We start from the raw sequence: 20,829 nt of genomic DNA, 5'->3' as shown, positions 1-20,829 counted from the left end.
TAAAAATTGTATAATTACTTTTATTATTTAATTATCGAGGTGATATTCTTCATGGATATTAAGCAGCTTAGGTATTTTCTTACAATTGCAGAAGAAGGGAAGATAACAGGAGCGGCTAAAAAACTGAATATAGCACAGCCGCCTCTCAGTTATCACTTGAAGCTTTTGGAAGAGGAGCTGGGAACTAAACTCATGGATAGGGGAAATAAAAAAATTCATCTGACGGATGCAGGGGAAATATTAAAGAACAGGGCTGAACAGATATTGGAATTGGTGGATTCCACCATAAAAGAATTGAAAGATTTCAACGAAGGCATCAAAGGAACATTGTCAATTGGAACTGTTTCATCTTCAGGAGCTACACTGTTTCCAAATATAATAGAAAGATTTCATAGTATATATCCAAAAGTAAACTTTGAGGTATGGGAGGGAAATACATATAGAATACTTGAAATATTGAACAGTGGAGTGATAGATATAGGGATAGTCAGAACACCGTTTAACAAGGAAGGACTAAGCATAAAAATTCTTTCCAGAGAGCCTATGATATCAGTTTTTAGAGATGATCTGGACTATTTCCCGGATAGAAAATCAATAACTCTAAAGGAGCTTATGGGTAAACCGCTTATCATATATAGAAGGTTTGAAAAAATCATATTTGAGGCATGCCATAATATGGATTTTATGCCCGAGATAATATGCAAGAGTGATGATGCAAGAACTACACTGCTATGGGCGGAATCCGGTATTGGGATTGCCTTGGTTCCAATGACTGCTCTGGATATAGTAAAGGCATCCGGTTTAACTTATAGAGTAATTCATGAGTCAAGCTTAGAAACGAGTATAGCTGCAATATGTGTAAAGGACAGGTATATGTCTGCCGCTTCCAGAAACTTTTTAAATGTGATTTCAGATATAGAAAGGGCTTGACTTTGTTCTATGTAAATAATATAATCATACCTGTAATTTAATAGGTTTATCTTATCTAGAGAGGCGGAGGGAAAGGCCCAATGAAACCCAGCAGCCAGCAATTATTGCCAGGTGCTAATTCCTGCAGTTTTAACTGAAAGATAAGAGGAAGATACCTCTTTTATCGTAAAGAGGTTTTTTTAGTTTAAAGAATAGATTTTATATATCAATAAAATTTTGAAAGGATGTGTTTTTCTTGCCCGAACTAAGCAGTAAGTTGGTTAATTTTACAGATTCTGTTATAAGAAGAATGACAAGGATATCAAATAAATATAGGGCTATTAATTTATCACAGGGTTTTCCTGATTTTGATCCTCCAAAAGAAATAAAAGAGGCACTTAAAGCTGCTGCGGACAAAGGACCTCATCAATATGCAATTACCTGGGGTGCACAAAACTTTAGAGAGGCACTTGCAGAAAAGCAGAAGAAATTTATGGGGATTGATATAGATCCTGAAACACAAATTGCTGTTACCTGCGGTAGTACCGAGGCCATGATGGCATCTGTCATGACGGTGTGTGATCCAGGTGACAAGGTTATAGTATTCTCTCCGTTTTATGAAAACTATGCTGCAGATGCAATATTGAGTGGGGCAGATCCAATACATGTATCTCTTTATCCGCCGGAGTTTTCGTTTGATAGAAAAGAATTGGAGGATGCATTCAGGCAGAAACCTAAAGCTCTTATACTGTGCAATCCATCAAATCCTACAGGTAAGGTTTTTACTTTGGAAGAGCTCCAGTATATTGCGAGTCTGGCTGAAAAATATGACACATTTGTAATAACGGATGAAGTGTACGAGCATATTGTTATGGATCCATATAAACATGTTTATTTTGCTTCACTTCCAGGAATGTTTAACAGGACTTTGAGTTGCAGTTCTCTTTCCAAGACATATTCCATAACAGGATGGAGGTTGGGATATGTTATAGCAGATGAAAGGATAATAGAAAATGTTAGAAAGGTGCATGATTTTTTGACGGTTGGAGCGGCTGCACCTCTTCAGGAAGCAGCAATTGCAGGACTTAAAATGCCTGATGAATATTATGACTGGCTGAAAAACATGTATATGAAAAAAAGGGATCTTTTCCTAGCTGGATTGGATGAAGCTGGCCTAAAGTATGTAAAACCCAATGGAGCTTATTATGTAATGATAGATGTATCGGAGTTCAATGTAAAAAATGACTTGAAATTTTGTGAATGGCTGGCTAAAGAAGTTAAAATAGGTGCAGTACCAGGTTCAAGTTTTTTTAAGAAAAATGTGAATAATTTTATAAGGCTTCATTATGCAAAAAAGGACGATACTCTTCTGGAAGCCATTGAAAAGTTGAAAACACTTAAAGAAAAAGCTGAATTTTATAGTGAATAAATTTATGTTAAAAGGAGACTATTATGAAAAAAATTGGAAGTATTTTATTGTCGGTATTATTAACAACAGTTGTATTTTCAGGTTGTGGAAGTACATCACAGAAATCAGATTCTGAAGCCAATACCATAAAAGTAGGAGTTACAGCAGGACCTCACGAGGAAATAATACAAAAGGTTAAAGAAGTTGCAAAAAAGCAAGGGATGAATGTGGAGTATACTAGTTTTAATGATTATGTTCAGCCTAATACGCAGTTAAATGAAAAACAGCTGGATGTAAATATATATCAGCATGAACCATACTTGAAGCAGTTCAACAAGGATCACAATATGAATCTAGTAAAGGTTGCCAATGCAGTAACTTTTCCTATGGGCATATATTCCAGTAAACTGAAATCTCTGGCTCAACTGAAGGATGGGGATAAGATTTCACTGCCGAATGATCCTACTAATGAAGCAAGAGCACTTATGCTTCTTGAAAAAGGGAAGGTTATAAAGTTGAAAAGTGGCGTAAGCTTAAAGGCTACCATAAAGGACATAGCTGAAAACCCTAAACATATCCAGTTTCTTGAGCTTGAAGCTCCGATGGTTCCGCGTTCGTTAAGTGATGTGGCGGTTGCGGCGATAAATACCAATTATGCAATACAGGCCAAACTCGATCCAAATAAGGATGCCATATTCAAGGAGCCGAAGGATTCTCCCTGGATTAATATTATAGCTGCAAGACCTGACAACAAAGATGCGGAAAATGTAAAGAAATTGATCAAAATCTATCAGTCAGACGAAGTTAAGAAATACATAGATGAGCATTTCAAGGGCTCTGTTATAGCAGCATTTTAGAGGTGATGCAGATGAGTTTGTATAATTTTAAATATGGAAATGATATACTTGAAATAAATATGGAAGGGAAAATAGACAATGTACTTCCAGGCAAGGCCGGACATGTTCAGGATGTAGAGGCAGAAATTGTTGCATCTCTTGAAAATCCAATAAATTCAAAGCCGTTGAGGCAGATAGTAATACCGGGGGAAAAGGTCATATTTGTAGTTTCGGACATAACCAGGTCATGGATAAAAACTGCAGAGTTCCTTATCTATATAGTTAATTATCTGAATTCTTTTGGAATAAAGGATGAGGATATTTCGGCCATAGTTGCAACGGGTACTCACAGGGCTGCCTCAGAAGACGAAAAGAGAGATATTGTGGGGGAGAAATTGTACCGCAGAATAAAAGTATACAACCATGACAGCAAAAATGAAGATGAACTTAGGTACATGGGAGTATCGAGCTTTGGTACTCCTGTATACTTAAACAGAAAAGTGATTGAGGCAGACAGGGTTATACTTACAGGAGGCATCACATTTCATCTTTTTGCAGGCTTTGGCGGTGGGGCTAAAAGTGTTGTTCCGGGTGTTGCAGGTTTCCAAACCATTCAAAGTAATCATAGACTGGTTTTTAACAGCGGAGAAAATTCCGGACTCAACCTCAGTGCAGGGCCAAATAAGATTAAGGGGAATCCTATGCGTGAAGACATTACAGAAATATGCAGAAAGATTTCAACGGATTTTTTAGTCAATGCAGTACTTGATACCGATGGAAAATTCGTCAAATTTGTAGCCGGAGATTTCGAAAAGGCCTGGCTTGAAGGATGTAACATAACCAGACAGCTTTATGGAGTGAAAATTAAGAACAAGGCGGATATTACTGTTGTATCTTCAGGTGGATACCCCAAAGACATAAATCTGTACCAGACGGTTAAAACAATTGATAATGCCCTGTATGCAGGAAAGCAGGACAGCGTGTTGGTTATAGCTGCACAGTGTATAGAAGGACTGGGTGCAGATGAATTTATGAAATGGTTCCAATATGAGACTCTTGAAGATATGGAGAAAGCTTTGAAGAGAAATTTTACAGTTCCTGGTTATGCAGCTTATAAAACCTTGTATACTGCAAAAAATAGAAAGGTTCTTTTCTTGTCATCTCTTGAAGATGAGGTTGTACGTAAATTTGGCTTCATTCCAGTGAAGTCACTTGATGAAGCAGTTGAGACTGCATACACATTGAGCAGTGACAATCCGGACGTTGTACTTATGCCATATGGTGCCAGCACGCTACCCATATAAAAGAAGATTTGATATTGAGAGTATTGATTTCAATATCAAATTTTTTTATGAAAAAATTCAGCAACTATATGGTAATATATAATTGAATATATATTTTAAGGAGACAATATAGATGAATGTAAAAAATAAAAGTTTAAACTTTGTATTGGAAATAGTGTGTTTTACTGCGTTTATAATATCAGCATATTTTTTTATCGACTGGCTGGAATATATAGCTGTTGTGCCTGTGATCATGTGTATATATGCCGGACTTAAGATATTTAAGTACATTAAAAATAGAGATGGATTAAAAATATTTTCATTTTTAGCCACAGTTTTGATTATGGTTGTTATATTGCATATATTGCTTGCATATGGAATGACTAACCCTGTTCCTATACTGCTGCTTTTTATAATTACAAATTTGTTTTTTATATACAATGTAATTTTATATATTTATAATGGATTTGGAAAATTAAATATGTTTTTGCTTGTGTTAATGTGGATTTTATGTGCTGGTATCCCGGTTGTCATGATATTTTTATTATCAGCGGGGCTGTCTGTCTAGAAATCTGTTTGTATTGACATATGCACGCAACTGTTATATTATATATATAACAAATAGCATAGGGGGCTAATGGATGCTGATAGAGATTGATTTTGAATCTGAAAAACCGATTTACGAGCAAATAAAGAGGCAGATAATACAGGCTATAGCATTGGGAAATTTGAAGAAAGGGGAAAGTCTGCCCTCAGTAAGACATATGGCGGAGGATATAGGCATAAATCTTCATACTGTGAATAAGGCCTATAATGAGTTGAAGTCGGAAGGATATTTAAATATAGATAGAAGAAAAGGTGCGGTGGTAAGCCTCAAACTCCCTGATGTTACGCAAGAATTCAGGGATAGACTTAAAAATGAACTTGTTTACCTGGTGTCAGAAGCGTATCTTAGGGGTATAAACCAGGAAGAATTTTCCGGGTATTGCCGTGAAATGTTTAAAAATTTAAAATCATAGGGAGGCAAAGATCATGAGAGAAAATTTGTATATGTCTTTATACATGCTTTTTATATTTTTAATAGTATTAATTATGGAAATACTCACCCCGAGATTTACTAGAAAGGAAATTGTATTTGGTGTAAGGGTGCCTTATGATAAAGTAGACTCAGAGAAAATTGTAGATATAAAGAAAAAGTATATAAGAAATAATTTGCTTATAGGAATTCCATTTATAATTTTATTCAGTCTTATGAATTATATTTTATCCGGTATCGGCGTGATACTGTTTACTACATTTGGTTTTATATTTATAGGTTTCCTTGTATATTTAATGTCGAACAGGGAAGTAAAAAGGTTAAAAGAAAGGGAAAAATGGTTCAAGGGCAGGAAACAGTCTGTAATTATTGATACGGATTTTTCAAAAAATAGAATAAAGTCTATTGTATCACCGTGGTTATTTATAATTCCTATAATAATAATTGCAATTAATATAATTTTAGGGTATTCATATTATGACTTATTGTCTGACAAGGTGGCAACCCACTGGGACTTTTCGGGAAACATCAATGGATATCAGAGTAAATCAAAGCTGTTGATATGGGAAATCCCTCTGGGACAAATTGTTTGTACTGTTATATTTTTTATAGTTTATAAAGGGATAGGCTGGTCAAAACAGCAAATAAATTCCTCCAATCCAATGGCTTCTGCAGAAAAAAACAGGATATTTAGGAGAGTATGGTCAATATACATGATTGTATATTGTATCCTTATCAATCTCCTGCTTACAATGGGAACTATTCAGATATTTAGGGTATTTGACATAGGGAATGGATTTCTCATAATTGTAATTGTTGTATTTCTCATTTTAATCTTCGGCAGCGTTATTATACTGTCTATAAAATTAGGCCAAGGTGGAGCCAATATAATACTTGCTGACGAAAAGAACAAAAATAAATTTTCAAAAGAAAACAGAGATGATGATATTTACTGGAAATTCGGGAATACCATATATTATAATACAGATGATCCATCTGTATTTATTGAAAAAAGATTTGGAATAGGGTGGACCATAAACGCGGGAAGACCTGTTGGAATGGCTGTTTATATAGGAATGATACTATTTATTGTAATTGTAATAACTGCTGTAAGTCTTTAAAAAAATAGATATAAAAAAGAACTGTTTTAATTTATGATGTGACCCCAATAAGTTAGATTTTTAGGCCTAACTTATTGGGGTCAGTTCAATTGACAGTTCTTTTTTTATTGTCTATTGATCTGTAAATTAAGCCATGACCATAACATTGGATGCTTTAATTACTGCAGTAGCCTCTGAGCCGACTTTTAAACCGAGACTGTTTATTGCATCCAGTGTTATAATGGAACATATCTGTTTCCCGTCACCTACATCCAGTATGACTTCACCATTTACAGATCCTCTTTTAATATCTACTATTTTTCCTTTTAATTGATTTCTTGCACTGATATTCATCTATTGCATATCCTTCCTTCAATTTGATCTATGATATTATTATTTACATCATGTAATGTAAATATACATAAATTAAAATTTCTCTCTATAAGTAAAAGAATATTAAAAAGTGGTTAAAAATATACATAACATGAAGTTTAGTACCTAAACATTACATTATTTGATAATTATATAATTAAATCTGCTAAAAATTAAGAAATTATTAAAAGAATATTGATTAATTAGCACGTTTTATATATAATGTATAATATAACATTTCAAGAATATAATATATATTAATATTACAAGAAGTTATGTAACTTGATGTAACTTTATATAACGTTTTCTATGATAATTTCAAATATAAATTTAAAATCTTGGGGAGGTATTATAATGAAAAAGTCGAAAAGAATTTTATCGGTTGTGTTGTTTCTGCTTATTACAATTTTATCGGTTGGGTGCGGTACTACAAGCAAAGATTCAAGTAATCAGCAATCTGATTCAGCTTCCAAAAAGGACGAGGCTGTAACATTGACGGTATCTGCAGCTGCAAGTCTGAAGGATTCTATGAATGAAATAAAACAATTGTATACTAAAGAACATCCAAATGTAACTATCACATATAATTTCGGATCATCAGGTTCCCTTCAGCAGCAAATAGAACAGGGCGCGCCTGCAGATATATTCATGTCTGCAGCAACTAAACAGATGGATGCCCTCAAAAGCAAGAATCTGCTTGTAAATGACACTATCAAGGATTTGCTGAAAAATGATGTGGTACTTATAGCTCCAAAGGCATCATCCAATGTAACAAGTTTTCAGGATCTTGCAAGTGACAAGGTTAAAAAGATAGCACTTGGTGAAATCAAAAGCGTGCCGGTAGGACAATATTCACAGGAGATACTTAAAAATCTAAAACTCATGGATAAAGTAAGTCCCAAGGCTGTTTATGGAAAAGATGTTAAGGAAGTTCTGACGTGGGTTGAAACAGGAAATGTCGATGCAGGAATTGTATACAAGACAGATGCACTGGTATCGGATAAAGTTAAAGTTATAGCTGCTGCACCGGCAGATTCCCATAAGGATGTAATATATCCTGCGGCTGTAGTAAAAGCAAGCAAAAATCAGGATGCAGCCAAAAAATTTCTTGAGTATCTATCAGGTGATGAGGCACAGAAGGTATTTGAAAAATATGGATTCAAAGTTGGAAAATAGATAGTTAATTTATTTGATATCTTATTGATGCAGGAGGGGATGTAGTTTGGGATTTGATATTTCACCAGGATTGATTTCAATAAAGACTGTTTTTCTGGCTACTGTAATAACGTTCTTTGCTGGAATAGGCACTGCTTACTGGATGACAAACTACAATGGAAAATTGAGAAATATTCTGGATACTGTATTTACACTGCCCCTTGTGCTTCCTCCTACAGTGGTTGGTTTTTTCATACTGCTGTTTTTCGGAAAAAATGGACCTCTTGGAATACTACTCTTAAAAATTGGAAAAACCCTGATTTTTTCATGGTCGGCTACAGTTGTGGCGGCTACCATTGTTGCATTTCCATTGATGTATCGTACAACTAAAGGTGCATTTGAACAGATAGATGGGAATGTTGTGAATGCCGCAAGGACTCTTGGTGTATCCAATAGAAAAATTTTCTGGAGGGTGATGATTCCAATGGCATGGCCTGGAATTGCGGCGGCTACAGTGCTTTCCTTTGCGAGAGCTCTTGGAGAATTCGGGGCAACTCTTATGGTGGCGGGGAATATACCACATAAAACTCAGACTATTCCTATGGCAATTTATTTTGCAGCTGAAAATGGAGAAATGGATATAGCTCTTATATGGGTTATACTGATTGTTGTAATTTCAACTGTAGTAATTTTTTTAATGAATTACTGGAATGAACATCAGCAGGGAAACATTTATGGAATAAGGAGAAAGTAGGATGGGACTTTATGTTGATATAAAAAAACACTTCAGAGGATTTGATCTGAAAATTAAATTTGAAACGGAAAATAATATAATGGGTCTTCTGGGGGCATCAGGATCAGGAAAAAGTATGACATTAAAGTGTATTTCAGGACTTGTTACACCGGATCAGGGAAGTATAGTTCTCAATAAAAAAGTCTTATTTGACTCAGAGAGAAGAATAAATGTTCCAATTAGGAAAAGAAGGGTGGGATTTTTATTCCAAAACTACGCCTTGTTTCCGAATATGACAGTAATTCAAAATATAGGCTTTGCACTGGAAAATATTCCAAAAGAGGATCGACAGAAAATAGTTGAGGAAAAAATAAAGATGATGAATCTTGAAGGCTTGGAAAAAAGATTCCCAAGCCAGCTTTCAGGTGGTCAGCAGCAGAGGGTTGCAATAGCAAGGGCATTGGCTATTGATCCGGAGGTATTGCTTTTGGATGAACCTTTTTCCGCCTTGGATAGTCATCTTAGAAACAGGATGGAACGGGAGATTGTAGATATATTGTCCAGATATAGAGGAACTGCTGTGTTTGTATCCCATAACAGAGATGAAATATATCGTATCTGCAACAGTATCGCGGTAATCGACAATGGAAATATTGATGCCTATGGAGACAGAAATTATATATTTTCAAAACCGCCGACTATGGCAGCTGCACAGCTTACCGGATGCAAAAATATATCAAAAATTGACATATTAAACGAAAAGACTGTTGAAGCTTTAGAGTGGGGATGCACTATTAAATTGAAGAATAAAATTGAAGGCACTCCGCAATATATAGGTATAAGGGCACATTATGTGGATATAGTAGATGACGATAGTGATGACAATGTTTTTAAATGTCGTGTTGACAGTATTGTAGAGAGTCCTTTTACTGTTATGATTCATTTGAATATTATTGATGACAAACCATATAGGAGAACAAAGTATCTGGAGTGTGAAATTGAAAAGGAAATATGGAATAATTTAAAGAATGTAGAACAGCCGTGGAACGTGTATATCAATCCGGAAAAAGTTTTTTTAATTAAGTGATTTTTATATATTTGGACATATTAAGTGCAAAAAAATATTGCATAATCCACTATAATATGTTAAATTACAAGTAAATAGTATAAATTTACTCTTTATGGTCAAATATATGAAAAAGGAGTTGAGAACCGTTTAGCACGGTAGTCAATTATGAAAATTAGTGCAAGAAATCAGTTGAAGGGGAAAATTACCGACATAAAAGAAGGGGCTGTAAATGCAGAAGTGATAATAGATTTAGGTGAAGGCAAATCAGTATGTTCTATTATTACAATGGATTCACTCAAGAGCTTGGGATTGAAAGTTGGATCCGAGGCTACAGCAGTAATCAAAGCTTCAAATGTAATGATTATGGTTTAAATTATAGAAATTGTCAAATTACAAAAATATGCCTTTCTAAATTAATAGAAAGGCATATTTTTGTAGATATTTTTTTAGTATTATGATATATTAATGTAAAATAAATAATCCAGGAGTGAATAGTATGGAAGAATTGAATACCAGATATGGAATACTCAATGGAATATCAAGAATAGATTATTATGAAGATGGAAGCATAAAGGAGTGTACCTTAAATTCTTTAAACAGGTTAAATAGTTCTTATGGAACTCTTGTGCCTCAGTATGAAGATGGAGGAATTAGAAGAAAGCATATTGAGTCGCTGTCATTTTATAAAAATGGCGGCTTGAAGAGCATTTATCTGCAAAAGCAAATTCATGTCAATACTTCTATTGGGATTGTACCTGCTGAATTCATGACATTTTACGAAAATGGAGATATAAAGAGGATATTCCCGTTGAATGGTAAAATAACTGCTTATTGGACGGAACAAGATGAGTATAATCTGGCAGAGGAATTGGAATTCGATCTTTCTATAGGTAAATTGAAGCAAAAAGTTATAGGAATATATTTTTATGAGGGGGGTTCCGTAAAGAGTATAACTTTTTGGCGTGGAAACAATATAAAGATACACACACCGGTAGGCGACGTGCCATCCAGAATAGGTGTGGCATTTTATGAGGATGGGAAGATAAAATCCGCTGAGCCTGGTACGAATATAGCTGTAAAGACAAAAATAGGTACTATAAAAGCTTATAATACAGCTGCTTTGGGAATTCATGGTGATTTGAATTCATTGTCATTTTCCAGAGAAGGTGAAGTGGAGTCACTTATAACTTCTACGGACAGAATAGAAGTCACCAATAAAAAGACTGGTGAGAAACAGGTATACAGACCAATGTTGAAACAGAGTATAATCAATGAGAACAGTATGGAAGTAATACCTCTTAACATTGAATTTCAAAAAAATAAAGTTAAATTCAGCAATGGATTCATGCACAAGTTTTTATCTGAATATACAATTGACGAATATGATTTTAATATAAAGACTTTATCACTTAATATTAATTATCCGTGTTCATCCTGCACAGGATGTTCGGACTGATGGGATGGAATTTACAATAAGGAAAATTAAATTTTCCTTATTGTAAATATGTGATGTAAAATAGCTATCGTCAAAAATACAAGCCCTGATATACAGACACCGTTCCATTTAAAAACAGTCCAGCTGTATGTGCCTATAAAAGAACCAAGAGCACCTCCAAGAAAATACGATACCATAAAAATTGTATTTAATCTGTTCCGGAATTCTGGTGAAAGACTTTGTACACGAGTTTGATTTCCAACCTGAGCTGATTGGGTTCCAAGGTCTAAAAGTATCAATCCTAATGCAATTCCCCAGAGTTTGTAGCCCAATATCAGTAATATTATAAATGCAAGAATTGATAACATGGTGGAAATTCCAACGATAAATTTTGCCCCCTTTTTATCACTTATACGGCCGACAATAGGTGAGGCTATGATGCTTGATATTCCAAGAAGAGCAAACAATCCTACGGATTTGCTGCCTAAGTGGTAAGCGGGTGACTCCAAAAAAAATATAAGAGTAGTCCAGAATATGCTGAAGGTGCCGAACATCATGGCACCGTTTAGAGAAGCTTCTCTCAATACAGGTTGATTCTTTATTAAGTTTATCAGTGAAAACATTGTCTGTGTATAGGATTTTTCTGATTTTGGGTAGCTTCTTGGAAGAAATCTGGCAACTATCAAAAATAATATAATTGTGCATATTGAGGCTATGTAGTACATGGCTTTCCATCCCCAAAGAGAACCTATAAAACCACTTATAGTGCGTGCCAGAAGTATACCTGCAAATAGTCCGCTGAATACACTGCCCAGTATTTTTCCCCTTTCTTCAGGATTGGAGAGTTCAGCGGCAAAAGGTATTATAAGCTGTGGTATTACTGTTGTAAATCCTATCATAAAGCTTGTGATGATAAGACATGTTATATTTGGGGATAGTGAGAATAGTGCGAGAAACACTGATAAGATTATCAGTAATTTTAAAATCAGATTACGCCTTTCTTTTATATCTCCGAGAGGAATTATAAATAGCATTCCTGTTCCGTAGCCGATCTGGGTTAATGTGGATACAAGTCCTATGTCCCTGCTTGATGCATTAAAGCTTCTTGCAATATCTCCGAGGAGTGGTTGATTATAGTATAAATTGGCAACTGTAATACAGCAGATTAAGGACATTATGACTAGAAGTCCATGACTTATTTTATTGGGCGAAATGGTATTTTTATACATATGGTAGCCTCCTTTGGTCTTTATAATTCGTATGTTAATTAAATATTGATATAATGTCAATACAATTTGATTATCTTGAAAAATTATTGTATAATGAATTAAACAACAAATATTTAATTGACAAAACTCTATTTGTTAATTTTATATGTTTGTGTTATTATAATTTAATAAACACCGATATACAAAATCAAGATATATCAATTATAAGTGTTTTATCTTTAGGAGGATAATAAATGAAAACAGGTACAGTAAAATGGTTTAACTCAGAGAAAGGATTTGGGTTCATTGAAGTTCCAGGGGAAAACGATGTTTTCGTACACTTCACTGCAATACAGAGTGATGAACCAAGAAGAAATCTTGAAGAAGGCCAAAAAGTTCAATTTGATGTAGAAGAAGGACCAAAGGGACTTCAAGCTGCTAATGTTATAAAACTTTAATAATTTTACATTATTGAATTGAACGTTGATATAAGCATCAATCAAGTGTTTTACCACCTTTTAAGAAGGTGGTTTTTTATTACAAGGTGATTTCAAGTAAAATTAAGGAGTGGATTTATTGTGAAGAAAAATTATAAAATGAAAAAAACCATATCTGTAAAAATGTTTATTTCGGAATTGGGAGAAAATTTTTCAGAACACATAAAAAAGAGAATGATGGATATTGATATAAGATGTGTTTTAACAAGGAGAGATAGCAATTATATAGTAGATGTAAAGCATGTGGAACATTTGAAATACGACTCATCTGAAACAAGTGAATTTTCCGGTGTAAAAAGAGAATATATTTATGGAAAATTTGCAGTCGTAGATGGAAAGTTATATTTTTCCAAAGACTTTCAGGATACAAAGGATGATATGAAATGTGAAATAGTGGATTATATATATGACTCTCTCGACACAAATGAAATTGCAGTAAGTGAAAATGAAAATACAGAAAGTAATATAAATGCAAAAGAGGTTACTGATGACAATATTGATTTTATAATTGACAGTATATTAAGAAAATGTCCAAAAGTATCCCAGAAATATTTGGATATAGTGCATGAAATGCTGTCCCATGCAGAGATCAAAAGAAAAAATACACTTCATATAACTACCTATTAGTTTTTATTATGAAAATGAAAACTGGTTATAAAAAACTGATATAGTTTTTTATAACTATACCAGTTTTTATTAAATCATAGAAATTGTCCCTACTCAATGCCATTTTCAGCTTGATTTATCTGGAGGTTGTCTTCTATAATTATTTCAACTTTATCTATTCTCTTCTCTTTCACATTTTTTATTTTAAAGATCAAGTTGTTGTATTTTAAAGGGATATGTTCATTATGTTTTGGAATATGGCCTAGAAGGTCTATTACAAAACCACCAACGGTATCAAAAATATCGCAGGGAAGATCTATATTTAATTCTTCATTTATATCATCTATTGGAACAAGACCATCTACTATATAGGTATTTGGACTTATTTTTTTTATAGATTCATCACTTGTATCATATTTGTCGTGTTCATCTGGAATGTTACCCATTACTTCTTCTATTAAGTCATCTATAGTTACAATACCTGTAAAGTCACCATATTCATCTATTAAAATTGACATATGATTGTTGGTAAGCTGCATTTCTTCAAATAATTCATCTATATTTTTAGTCTCAGGAACAAAATAAGCATCTCTTATGAGATCCTTTATGGATTTATGATCCAATGTTCCGCTGTGAAACTCTATAAACAAATCTTTCATGTACAAAATACCGATTATATTGTCAATTGCATCTTCATATACCGGAATTCGAGAATACTGATGCCTGGCCACCTCACTTAAGATTTCCTTAAGAGGAGTATTTACATCTAGGGCAAAAACATTTACCTTTGGCGTCATTATATTTTTTGCCAGTGTATCATCGAATTTGAATACGCCATTTATCATTTCTTTTTCTGTTTCATTTATTATGCCTGTTTCCTCTCCTGCATCTATCATAAGCTGTATTTCTTCTATGGAAACATTATTTTTTATATTTGTGCTTTTAATCTTTGTCACTTTTGAAAGTATATTAAGTGATAGAGTCAATATCTTATCAAAAGGAAAAGTTATCTTTGATGTCCATAAAAGTGGCTTTACCACGAACAGTGCCATTTTTTCAGAGTTTTGGAGAGCCAGCTGCTTTGGAAAAAGTTCTCCGAAAACCAGAGTGAAATAAGATAAAATTATAGTACCAAGTACTATTGCAATTTCATTGCTTGAAGGTACATTGAATTTGTTTAATATTACAGCTAAAGGTTTAGAAAGCGATGTAGCAGAAAGTGCGCTGGCAAGGAAGCCTGCCAGGGTTATTATATCCTGTATAGTTGCTAAAAATCTGTTCGGTTCTTTCATGAGATCAAGCAGCAATTGAGCCTTTTTGTTACCTTTATCTGCAAGTATTCTTATTCTTGATTTGTTTACTGAAACTATTGCAATCTCCGCAGCTGAAAAAAAAGCGTTCAGCATTATGAGTATAAAGATTAAAAAAAGATCAATTAGAATGCTACTCGGACCACTGTCCATATAAAAATTCCCCCTTGTTAAATAGAAACTCATTACATTATAACATATTATAGCATATATACAATTTTAATTGACTGGTAAAATTATTAAATATTGTTTTGAGAGCGATATTCAGTTTTATAACGTCTTTTATTGTGTAAGGAAAATTATAATATGAATATATATTATTCAGCGTTATATTTTAGTTATATAAGGAGGAAGGAATGAATACAGGGAAAAAGATTATATTTGCATTGCTTGGAATTGTGTGCCTGGTTTTCATATTCAGCTTCAGGGCATATGCTGCACAAGCTGATACAGCAAGGTATGAGGGGAAAGACAGGTATGATACAGCTGTAAATGTATCCAGGGAAAATTTTACCCATGCCGATTGTGTAATAGTAGTTTCAGGAGAAGATTTTGCAGATGCACTTTCTTCAACGGCACTTGCAGGAAAAAACAAGGCTCCCATACTTTTGTCGCAAAAGAACCGACTGGATGATGATGTTATTTCAGAAATAGAGAGACTGGGAGCCAAAAATGCGATAATAGTAGGTGGTGAAGGAGCAATATCCAATGCAGTAAGGAACCAACTGGAAAAAATCAATGTACTTGTTACAAGAATTGGAGGACATGACAGGTATGATACTAGTGTCCAGGTAGCAAAAAGTATAGGAATCAGTAATGGTATAGCAATAGCTTCCGGTGAAAATTTCGCAGATGCACTTTCAATGGCACCTGTTGCAGGGGCAAGACAGATACCTATAATTCTTACAAGTTCAAAAACACTGTCGGACTCTGCAAAGCAATTTATAGATCAAAACAGAGGAAAGAGATTATATATCATTGGAGGGGAAGGAGCAGTATCGAGCTCGATTGAAGGTTATATAGGAGACTGTGAAAGATTTGCCGGAATCAACAGATATGAGACAAATACAGCAGTTATAAAAGCATTTTTGAACAAGGGATATATAAATATGGATACAGTCTATGTGGCAAGCGGTTCCGGGTTTCCGGATGCCCTTTCCGGTTCTGCAGCGGCAGCCCAGACGAGCTCCCCGATTGTTATTGTTAACAATAACAGCATAAATCAGCAGAACATAGTAAAATCGAATATATCCTCAGTCACTTCAATAAAAATAATTGGCGGTAAAGGTGCAGTAAGTGATGCCGCAGTACAAAGACTCATAAATGGAACTAATATAGTGGTAACACTGGACCCGGGACATGGTGGATATGATCCTGGAGCTGTAGGTTATGGAGGAACCATGGAAAAAAATATAACCTTGCCTGTAGCGTTGAAAATCGGAAAAATTATTCAGCAAAGTGGAATAAATGTAGTATACACCAGAACAAGTGACAGAGTATCCTGGCCATCAAATGTAAGCGAAGATCTGCAGAAAAGATGCGAAATATCTGATGCTGCCGGTTCGGATTATTTTGTATCCATACACATGAACAGTGCTGGAGCCGAAGCGAGGGGAACGGAGACCTATTACTACAGTTCCAGCAAAGAGGGAAGGGAACTGGCACAGTATATACAGTCCTCTCTTGTACAAGCTATAGCTTCTGTAGACAGGGGGATAAAGACAGCCAACTACTATGTTATAAAAAACACTGCTGCACCGGCGGTGCTTGTAGAAGTAGGCTTTATAAGCAATCCCCAGGAGGAGAGGCTTTTAAACAGTGATGATTTTCAAAACAAGGTTGCAAGTGGTATAGCAAAAGGAATAGTGCAGAAGATTCAACAGGACAATTGAAATACCATGTAGTCTTAATGTGAAACTATAAATCTGGAATATTATCAAAATGATACCGAATTATATCATTTTGATAATATTCTTTTTATAAGTTCAGATAAAATGGGATCTCGATGTTTGGTATGAGTTTTGCTTTAATCTTTTTTATAATATAATTTAATGGAGGGGGAATTATTATGCATATTCCAGATAATTATTTGAGCCCGTCTACCTGTGCTGTCATGTTTGCAGTTATGGTTCCGGTATGGATGAGGGCTTCAAAAAAAGTAAAAAAGGAGATAACCAAGAAAAAACTGCCCGTACTCGGCGTATGCTCGGCTTTTTCATTTTTGATAATGATGTTTAATGTACCGCTGCCTGGAGGTACAACCGGTCATGCAGTAGGAGCCACACTGGCGGCTATATTGCTTGGGCCTTATGCGGCGGTGATCTGTGTAACAATAGCATTGTTAATTCAGGCTCTTTTCTTTGGTGATGGAGGTATACTTGCATTTGGTGCCAATACCTTCAATATGGCATTTGTAATGCCATTTGTGGGATATACAGTTTACAGCTTTATAAAGTCAAGAATGAAAAGTGCTAAAGGAGATTACATACCGGCTTTTATAGGTGCTTATGTGGGAATTGTAACAGCGGCTTTAATAGCATCCATAGAATTTGGCATACAGCCAATGCTCTTCAGGGATGTAAACGGTGCAGCGCTTTACTGTCCCTATGGATTGAACGTATCAATACCGGCCATGGTGCTGCCGCATCTTCTAATTGGACTTATAGAAGGAGGTATTACAGCGGCGGTACTTGCTTATGTCAGGAAAGTATCACCTGGAGCAGTATATGAAAATAAGCCTTCAGCTAGAAAACCTTTATACGGGCTTTTAATCCTTCTTATATTGTTATGTCCAATTGGGCTGCTTGCGCAAGGAACAGCATGGGGTGAATGGGGGTCAGAAGAAATAAAGGGAATTGTAGGATATATTCCTGAAGCATTCAAAAATGGATTCAATTATAATGCACTGGCATCAGATTATGCCATATCTGGAATAAATGATATTGCAGGATACATTATATCGGCTGTAGGTGGGGTGGCAATTATACTCATATTGGTTAAGTTATTGTCTTCATCGAGAAAAGAAAACAATAATTCTTGAAAAGCCAAGGGGGAGGTGCACATGTGTATCTCCTCCTCAGTTTTTATGGAATGATCTTAAAGCATCGGTTAATATGTCGATGTCCTTTTTTTCATTGAAGAACCCCAGGCCTATTCTAACTGCCCCGGTATTGTAAGTACCCATGATTTTGTGTGCTGTAGGTGCACAGTGAAATCCAACCCGTACCATGATATTATATTTTTTATCCAGCTCAAAGCCTATTTCATCACATGGAACATCTTTTATATTGAAGGAAATTACACCAACTATCTTTTCAGGATCTTTTGGACCATATATTTTTATATCGGGTATGCCGGACAATTTATCCAGTGAATATTTTATGAGGTCAGTTTCCTTCTCTCTGATTGATGATAAACCTATCTTGTTTATGTACTTGACTCCTTCCAAAAGACCGGCTATGCCTACTACGTTCAGGGTACCAGCTTCAAATTTATTTGGAAGATAATCAGGCTGGTATGGATATTTAGAGTCAATTCCCGTACCACCGGCTTTTAATGGAGCAATATTTTTATCGCAATTTATGATAAGTCCTCCGGTGCCCGTTGGGCCTAAAAGACTTTTATGTCCTGTAAAGGCCAGTAAATCTATATTGTCATTTTTTATATCTATGGGATAGGCACCGGCTGTCTGTGCACTGTCAACTAGAAACGGTATTCCATGCCTTCTTGCCAGTGCTCCAATCTGTGATATTGGCTGTACTGTACCAAGTACATTGGATGCATGACTGAAAATAATTAATTTTGTATTTGGCCTTATTGATGATTCTATTTCGCTTATGTTTGGTATTCCAGTACTGCTGCAGGAAATTGTGGATATATGTATGTGTTTATTTTTTTCAAGTATTTTTAAAGGTCTTGTAACGGAGTTGTGTTCAATACTGCTTGTGATCACATGATCTCCATGTTTCAGAATTCCATTTATGGCAAGATTCAATGCCTCGGTGATATTGCATGTAAAAATTACATTGGATGGTTTATCAAAGTTAAAAAGTCTGCAAAGGTTGTTCCTGCAGTCATGTACTAATCTGTCAGCCGCTATTTCGGATTTATATGCTCCTCTCCCCGCAGTTGCACCTATATTTTTCATAAAATCATACATTCTATCTATAACTGCATCTGGTTTTGGATATGATGTGGCTGCATTGTCTAAATATATTCCCAAATCATTCACTCCTTTGCTATTTATTATACTATTAAATCTCAAGGTGAAAAACTTTTTATGTAACATCTTCTATTTTCAAGTTGCATATTACTATGTTATTATATATTTAAATAAGACTTTACGATTATTATATAGGGAGTGATATAATTGGCAAAAATTTGTTATAATAGTACAAGGGGGCTGCAACAAAATTTATCTGCATCGCAGGCCATATTAAATGGAATTTCGAAAGACGGGGGCCTTTTCGTACCGGATCAGATACCGTTTGTAGGAAATAAATTGGATAAATGTATACATATGGGTTATAAAGAACTGGCCTTGTTCATTATAAGTAAATTCTTTACAGATATAGATGAAAAAGAACTTTCCAGTTGTATAGATAAAGCATATGACAATAAATTCGAATTTGATGAAATAGTTCCACTGAAAAAGACCAAAGAAGCTTTTTACATGGAATTATATCATGGCCCCACTTTGGCATTCAAGGATATGGCACTTTGCCTTCTCCCATATTTAATGAAGGTTTCAGCAAAAATACAGAAACTGGAAAAAGAAATAGTTATACTTACTGCCACTTCCGGAGATACAGGTAAAGCTGCTCTTCAGGGATTTGCTGATGTTGAAGGTACAAAGATAATTGTATTCTTCCCTAAAGACGGGGTAAGTGAAATACAGAGAATGCAGATGATAACCCAGAAAGGCGAAAATACCAAGGTAATTGGTATAGATGGGAATTTTGATGATGCCCAGGGTGAAGTGAAGAAAATTTTTAATGAAGATGAGTTGAGAAACAAACTGAATGAAAACGGATATATGTTTTCTTCTGCAAATTCCATAAATATAGGCAGGCTTATTCCACAGGTAGTCTATTACTTTTATGGATACTTGGAACTGGTTAGGAGAGGCGAGATAGAACTTGGTGACAAAATAAATTTCGATGTTCCTACGGGAAATTTTGGTAATATACTAGCTGCCTACTATGCAAAAAAGATGGGATTGCCTGTAAATAGATTAATATGTGCATCAAATGACAATAAGGTTTTATTCGACTTTTTATCTACAGGTACATATGATAAGATGAGGGATTTTATTGTTACAATATCACCATCCATGGATATACTCGTATCGAGTAATCTTGAAAGACTTATATATGACATAAGTTCCAAAAATACCAATTTAATCAGGAAATTGATGGGTGATTTAAATAGTGAAGGGAAATATACCATTACCGATGATATGAAAGATCAACTAAAATTATTTTATGGAGGATTTGCAAGCGAAAAGGATACAATGGATTCTATAAAATATAATTTCGAAAATTACAAATACTTAATTGATACACATACTGCTGTGGCCCATTCGGTATATGAGAAATATGTTAATGATACTGGTGATGAGACCAAGACGATAATAGTTTCAACTGCAAGTCCATATAAATTTACAAGATCAGTTATGACTGCACTGGATGATAAATACAGCAGCTTTGATGATATGGAACTTGTTGATATTATGAGCAAAGTTTCAGGTCTGCAGGTTCCTGCTGTTTTAAAAGATTTAAAAAAAGGCAGTATTGTACACAAAAGTATATGTAAAAAACAGAATATGAAGGATGAAATTATAAAGTTCCTCTTAACTTGTTGATAAATGGTC

The 20,829-nt window shown here is 34.7% G+C and carries 21 protein-coding genes and 1 riboswitch; of the genes, 17 read left to right on the top strand and 4 right to left on the bottom strand.

The features are described 5' to 3' along the window. The first annotated feature begins 51 nt into the window (after window positions 1-51). From LKE46_RS11005 to LKE46_RS10975, 7 genes are all read left to right on the top strand, one after another. Window positions 52-930: a LysR family transcriptional regulator gene (locus LKE46_RS11005; RefSeq protein ID WP_291721950.1), complete on the top strand. Its 879-nt coding sequence runs from the start codon at window positions 52-54 to the stop codon at window positions 928-930. Window positions 931-978: 48 nt separating this feature from the next. Next, window positions 979-1,077, top strand: a riboswitch (SAM riboswitch). An 88-nt stretch (window positions 1,078-1,165) separates the two neighbouring features. Beyond that, entirely contained in the window at window positions 1,166-2,338 is a 1,173-nt protein-coding gene (locus tag LKE46_RS11000; RefSeq protein WP_291721947.1) for a pyridoxal phosphate-dependent aminotransferase, read from the top strand. A gap of 23 nt (window positions 2,339-2,361) precedes the next feature. Beyond that, on the top strand, window positions 2,362-3,174 hold the full coding sequence (locus LKE46_RS10995) for a MetQ/NlpA family ABC transporter substrate-binding protein (RefSeq protein ID WP_291721944.1): 813 nt from the start codon (window positions 2,362-2,364) through the stop codon (window positions 3,172-3,174). Between the two features lie 11 nt (window positions 3,175-3,185). Beyond that, the gene (larA, locus tag LKE46_RS10990) at window positions 3,186-4,457 is read left to right on the top strand and encodes a nickel-dependent lactate racemase (protein WP_291721941.1); all 1,272 of its coding nucleotides are present in this window, start codon (window positions 3,186-3,188) and stop codon (window positions 4,455-4,457) included. A gap of 112 nt (window positions 4,458-4,569) precedes the next feature. Beyond that, window positions 4,570-5,004: a hypothetical protein gene (locus LKE46_RS10985; RefSeq protein WP_291721938.1), complete on the top strand. Its 435-nt coding sequence runs from the start codon at window positions 4,570-4,572 to the stop codon at window positions 5,002-5,004. A 73-nt stretch (window positions 5,005-5,077) separates the two neighbouring features. Further along, window positions 5,078-5,455 (top strand): GntR family transcriptional regulator, encoded by a 378-nt coding sequence (locus LKE46_RS10980; protein ID WP_291721935.1) that lies wholly within the window; start codon window positions 5,078-5,080, stop codon window positions 5,453-5,455. Between the two features lie 13 nt (window positions 5,456-5,468). Continuing rightward, complete coding sequence (locus LKE46_RS10975; protein ID WP_291721932.1) at window positions 5,469-6,593, top strand: DUF1648 domain-containing protein; 1,125 nt, start codon at window positions 5,469-5,471, stop codon at window positions 6,591-6,593. A 126-nt stretch (window positions 6,594-6,719) separates the two neighbouring features. On the opposite strand, the gene LKE46_RS10970 is transcribed toward LKE46_RS10975, so the two are convergent. Then, window positions 6,720-6,926: a TOBE domain-containing protein gene (locus LKE46_RS10970; RefSeq protein ID WP_291721929.1), complete on the bottom strand. Its 207-nt coding sequence runs from the start codon at window positions 6,924-6,926 to the stop codon at window positions 6,720-6,722. Between the two features lie 372 nt (window positions 6,927-7,298). Here LKE46_RS10970 and modA point away from each other — a divergent pair, with 372 nt between their 5' ends. The 5 genes from modA to LKE46_RS10945 all read left to right on the top strand — a co-directional run bounded on the left by modA (window position 7,299) and on the right by LKE46_RS10945 (window position 11,357). Further along, window positions 7,299-8,120 (top strand): molybdate ABC transporter substrate-binding protein, encoded by an 822-nt coding sequence (gene modA, locus LKE46_RS10965; protein ID WP_291721927.1) that lies wholly within the window; start codon window positions 7,299-7,301, stop codon window positions 8,118-8,120. 46 nt (window positions 8,121-8,166) lie between these two features. Continuing rightward, window positions 8,167-8,853: a molybdate ABC transporter permease subunit gene (gene modB, locus LKE46_RS10960; RefSeq protein ID WP_291721924.1), complete on the top strand. Its 687-nt coding sequence runs from the start codon at window positions 8,167-8,169 to the stop codon at window positions 8,851-8,853. Between the two features lies 1 nt (window position 8,854). Continuing rightward, entirely contained in the window at window positions 8,855-9,919 is a 1,065-nt protein-coding gene (locus tag LKE46_RS17745) for a sulfate/molybdate ABC transporter ATP-binding protein (RefSeq protein WP_363316043.1), read from the top strand. A 147-nt stretch (window positions 9,920-10,066) separates the two neighbouring features. Next, complete coding sequence (locus LKE46_RS10950) at window positions 10,067-10,273, top strand: TOBE domain-containing protein (RefSeq protein WP_291721921.1); 207 nt, start codon at window positions 10,067-10,069, stop codon at window positions 10,271-10,273. Window positions 10,274-10,397: 124 nt separating this feature from the next. Beyond that, window positions 10,398-11,357 carry a hypothetical protein gene (locus tag LKE46_RS10945; RefSeq protein ID WP_291721918.1) on the top strand — a complete coding sequence of 320 codons (960 nt, stop codon included), beginning with the start codon at window positions 10,398-10,400 and terminating at the stop codon, window positions 11,355-11,357. Between the two features lie 26 nt (window positions 11,358-11,383). Here LKE46_RS10945 and LKE46_RS10940 read toward each other — a convergent pair whose 3' ends face one another. Further along, window positions 11,384-12,565 (bottom strand): MFS transporter, encoded by a 1,182-nt coding sequence (locus LKE46_RS10940; RefSeq protein ID WP_291721915.1) that lies wholly within the window; start codon window positions 12,563-12,565, stop codon window positions 11,384-11,386. Window positions 12,566-12,798: 233 nt separating this feature from the next. On the opposite strand from LKE46_RS10940, the gene LKE46_RS10935 reads away from it, so the two are divergent. Next, on the top strand, window positions 12,799-13,002 hold the full coding sequence (locus LKE46_RS10935) for a cold-shock protein (protein ID WP_291721911.1): 204 nt from the start codon (window positions 12,799-12,801) through the stop codon (window positions 13,000-13,002). Window positions 13,003-13,122: 120 nt separating this feature from the next. Then, a complete protein-coding gene (locus LKE46_RS10930; protein ID WP_291721908.1) occupies window positions 13,123-13,668 on the top strand; it encodes a hypothetical protein in 546 nt (181 codons plus the stop codon). 89 nt (window positions 13,669-13,757) lie between these two features. On the opposite strand, the gene LKE46_RS10925 is transcribed toward LKE46_RS10930, so the two are convergent. Continuing rightward, window positions 13,758-15,110, bottom strand: a complete 1,353-nt coding sequence (locus LKE46_RS10925; protein ID WP_291721906.1) for a hemolysin family protein — start codon at window positions 15,108-15,110, stop codon at window positions 13,758-13,760. A gap of 203 nt (window positions 15,111-15,313) precedes the next feature. Between LKE46_RS10925 and LKE46_RS10920 the strand changes: the two genes are divergently transcribed. Beyond that, on the top strand, window positions 15,314-16,849 hold the full coding sequence (locus LKE46_RS10920; RefSeq protein WP_291721903.1) for a cell wall-binding repeat-containing protein: 1,536 nt from the start codon (window positions 15,314-15,316) through the stop codon (window positions 16,847-16,849). Window positions 16,850-17,025: 176 nt separating this feature from the next. Further along, window positions 17,026-17,997 (top strand): cobalt transporter CbiM, encoded by a 972-nt coding sequence (gene cbiM, locus LKE46_RS10915; protein WP_291721900.1) that lies wholly within the window; start codon window positions 17,026-17,028, stop codon window positions 17,995-17,997. A gap of 36 nt (window positions 17,998-18,033) precedes the next feature. Here the strand turns inward: cbiM and LKE46_RS10910 are convergent, their stop codons facing one another. Continuing rightward, a complete protein-coding gene (locus LKE46_RS10910) occupies window positions 18,034-19,179 on the bottom strand; it encodes an aminotransferase class V-fold PLP-dependent enzyme (protein ID WP_291721897.1) in 1,146 nt (381 codons plus the stop codon). A 147-nt stretch (window positions 19,180-19,326) separates the two neighbouring features. Between LKE46_RS10910 and thrC the strand changes: the two genes are divergently transcribed. Then, window positions 19,327-20,820: a threonine synthase gene (gene thrC / locus LKE46_RS10905; RefSeq protein ID WP_291721894.1), complete on the top strand. Its 1,494-nt coding sequence runs from the start codon at window positions 19,327-19,329 to the stop codon at window positions 20,818-20,820. Window positions 20,821-20,829: the final 9 nt, after the last annotated feature.

The organism is Clostridium sp., assembly GCF_022482905.1.
Lineage (GTDB): Bacteria > Bacillota > Clostridia > Clostridiales > Clostridiaceae > Clostridium_B.
The sequence above is the reverse complement of the archived record's forward strand: the minus strand, read 5'-3'. Positions and strand labels throughout refer to the sequence as shown.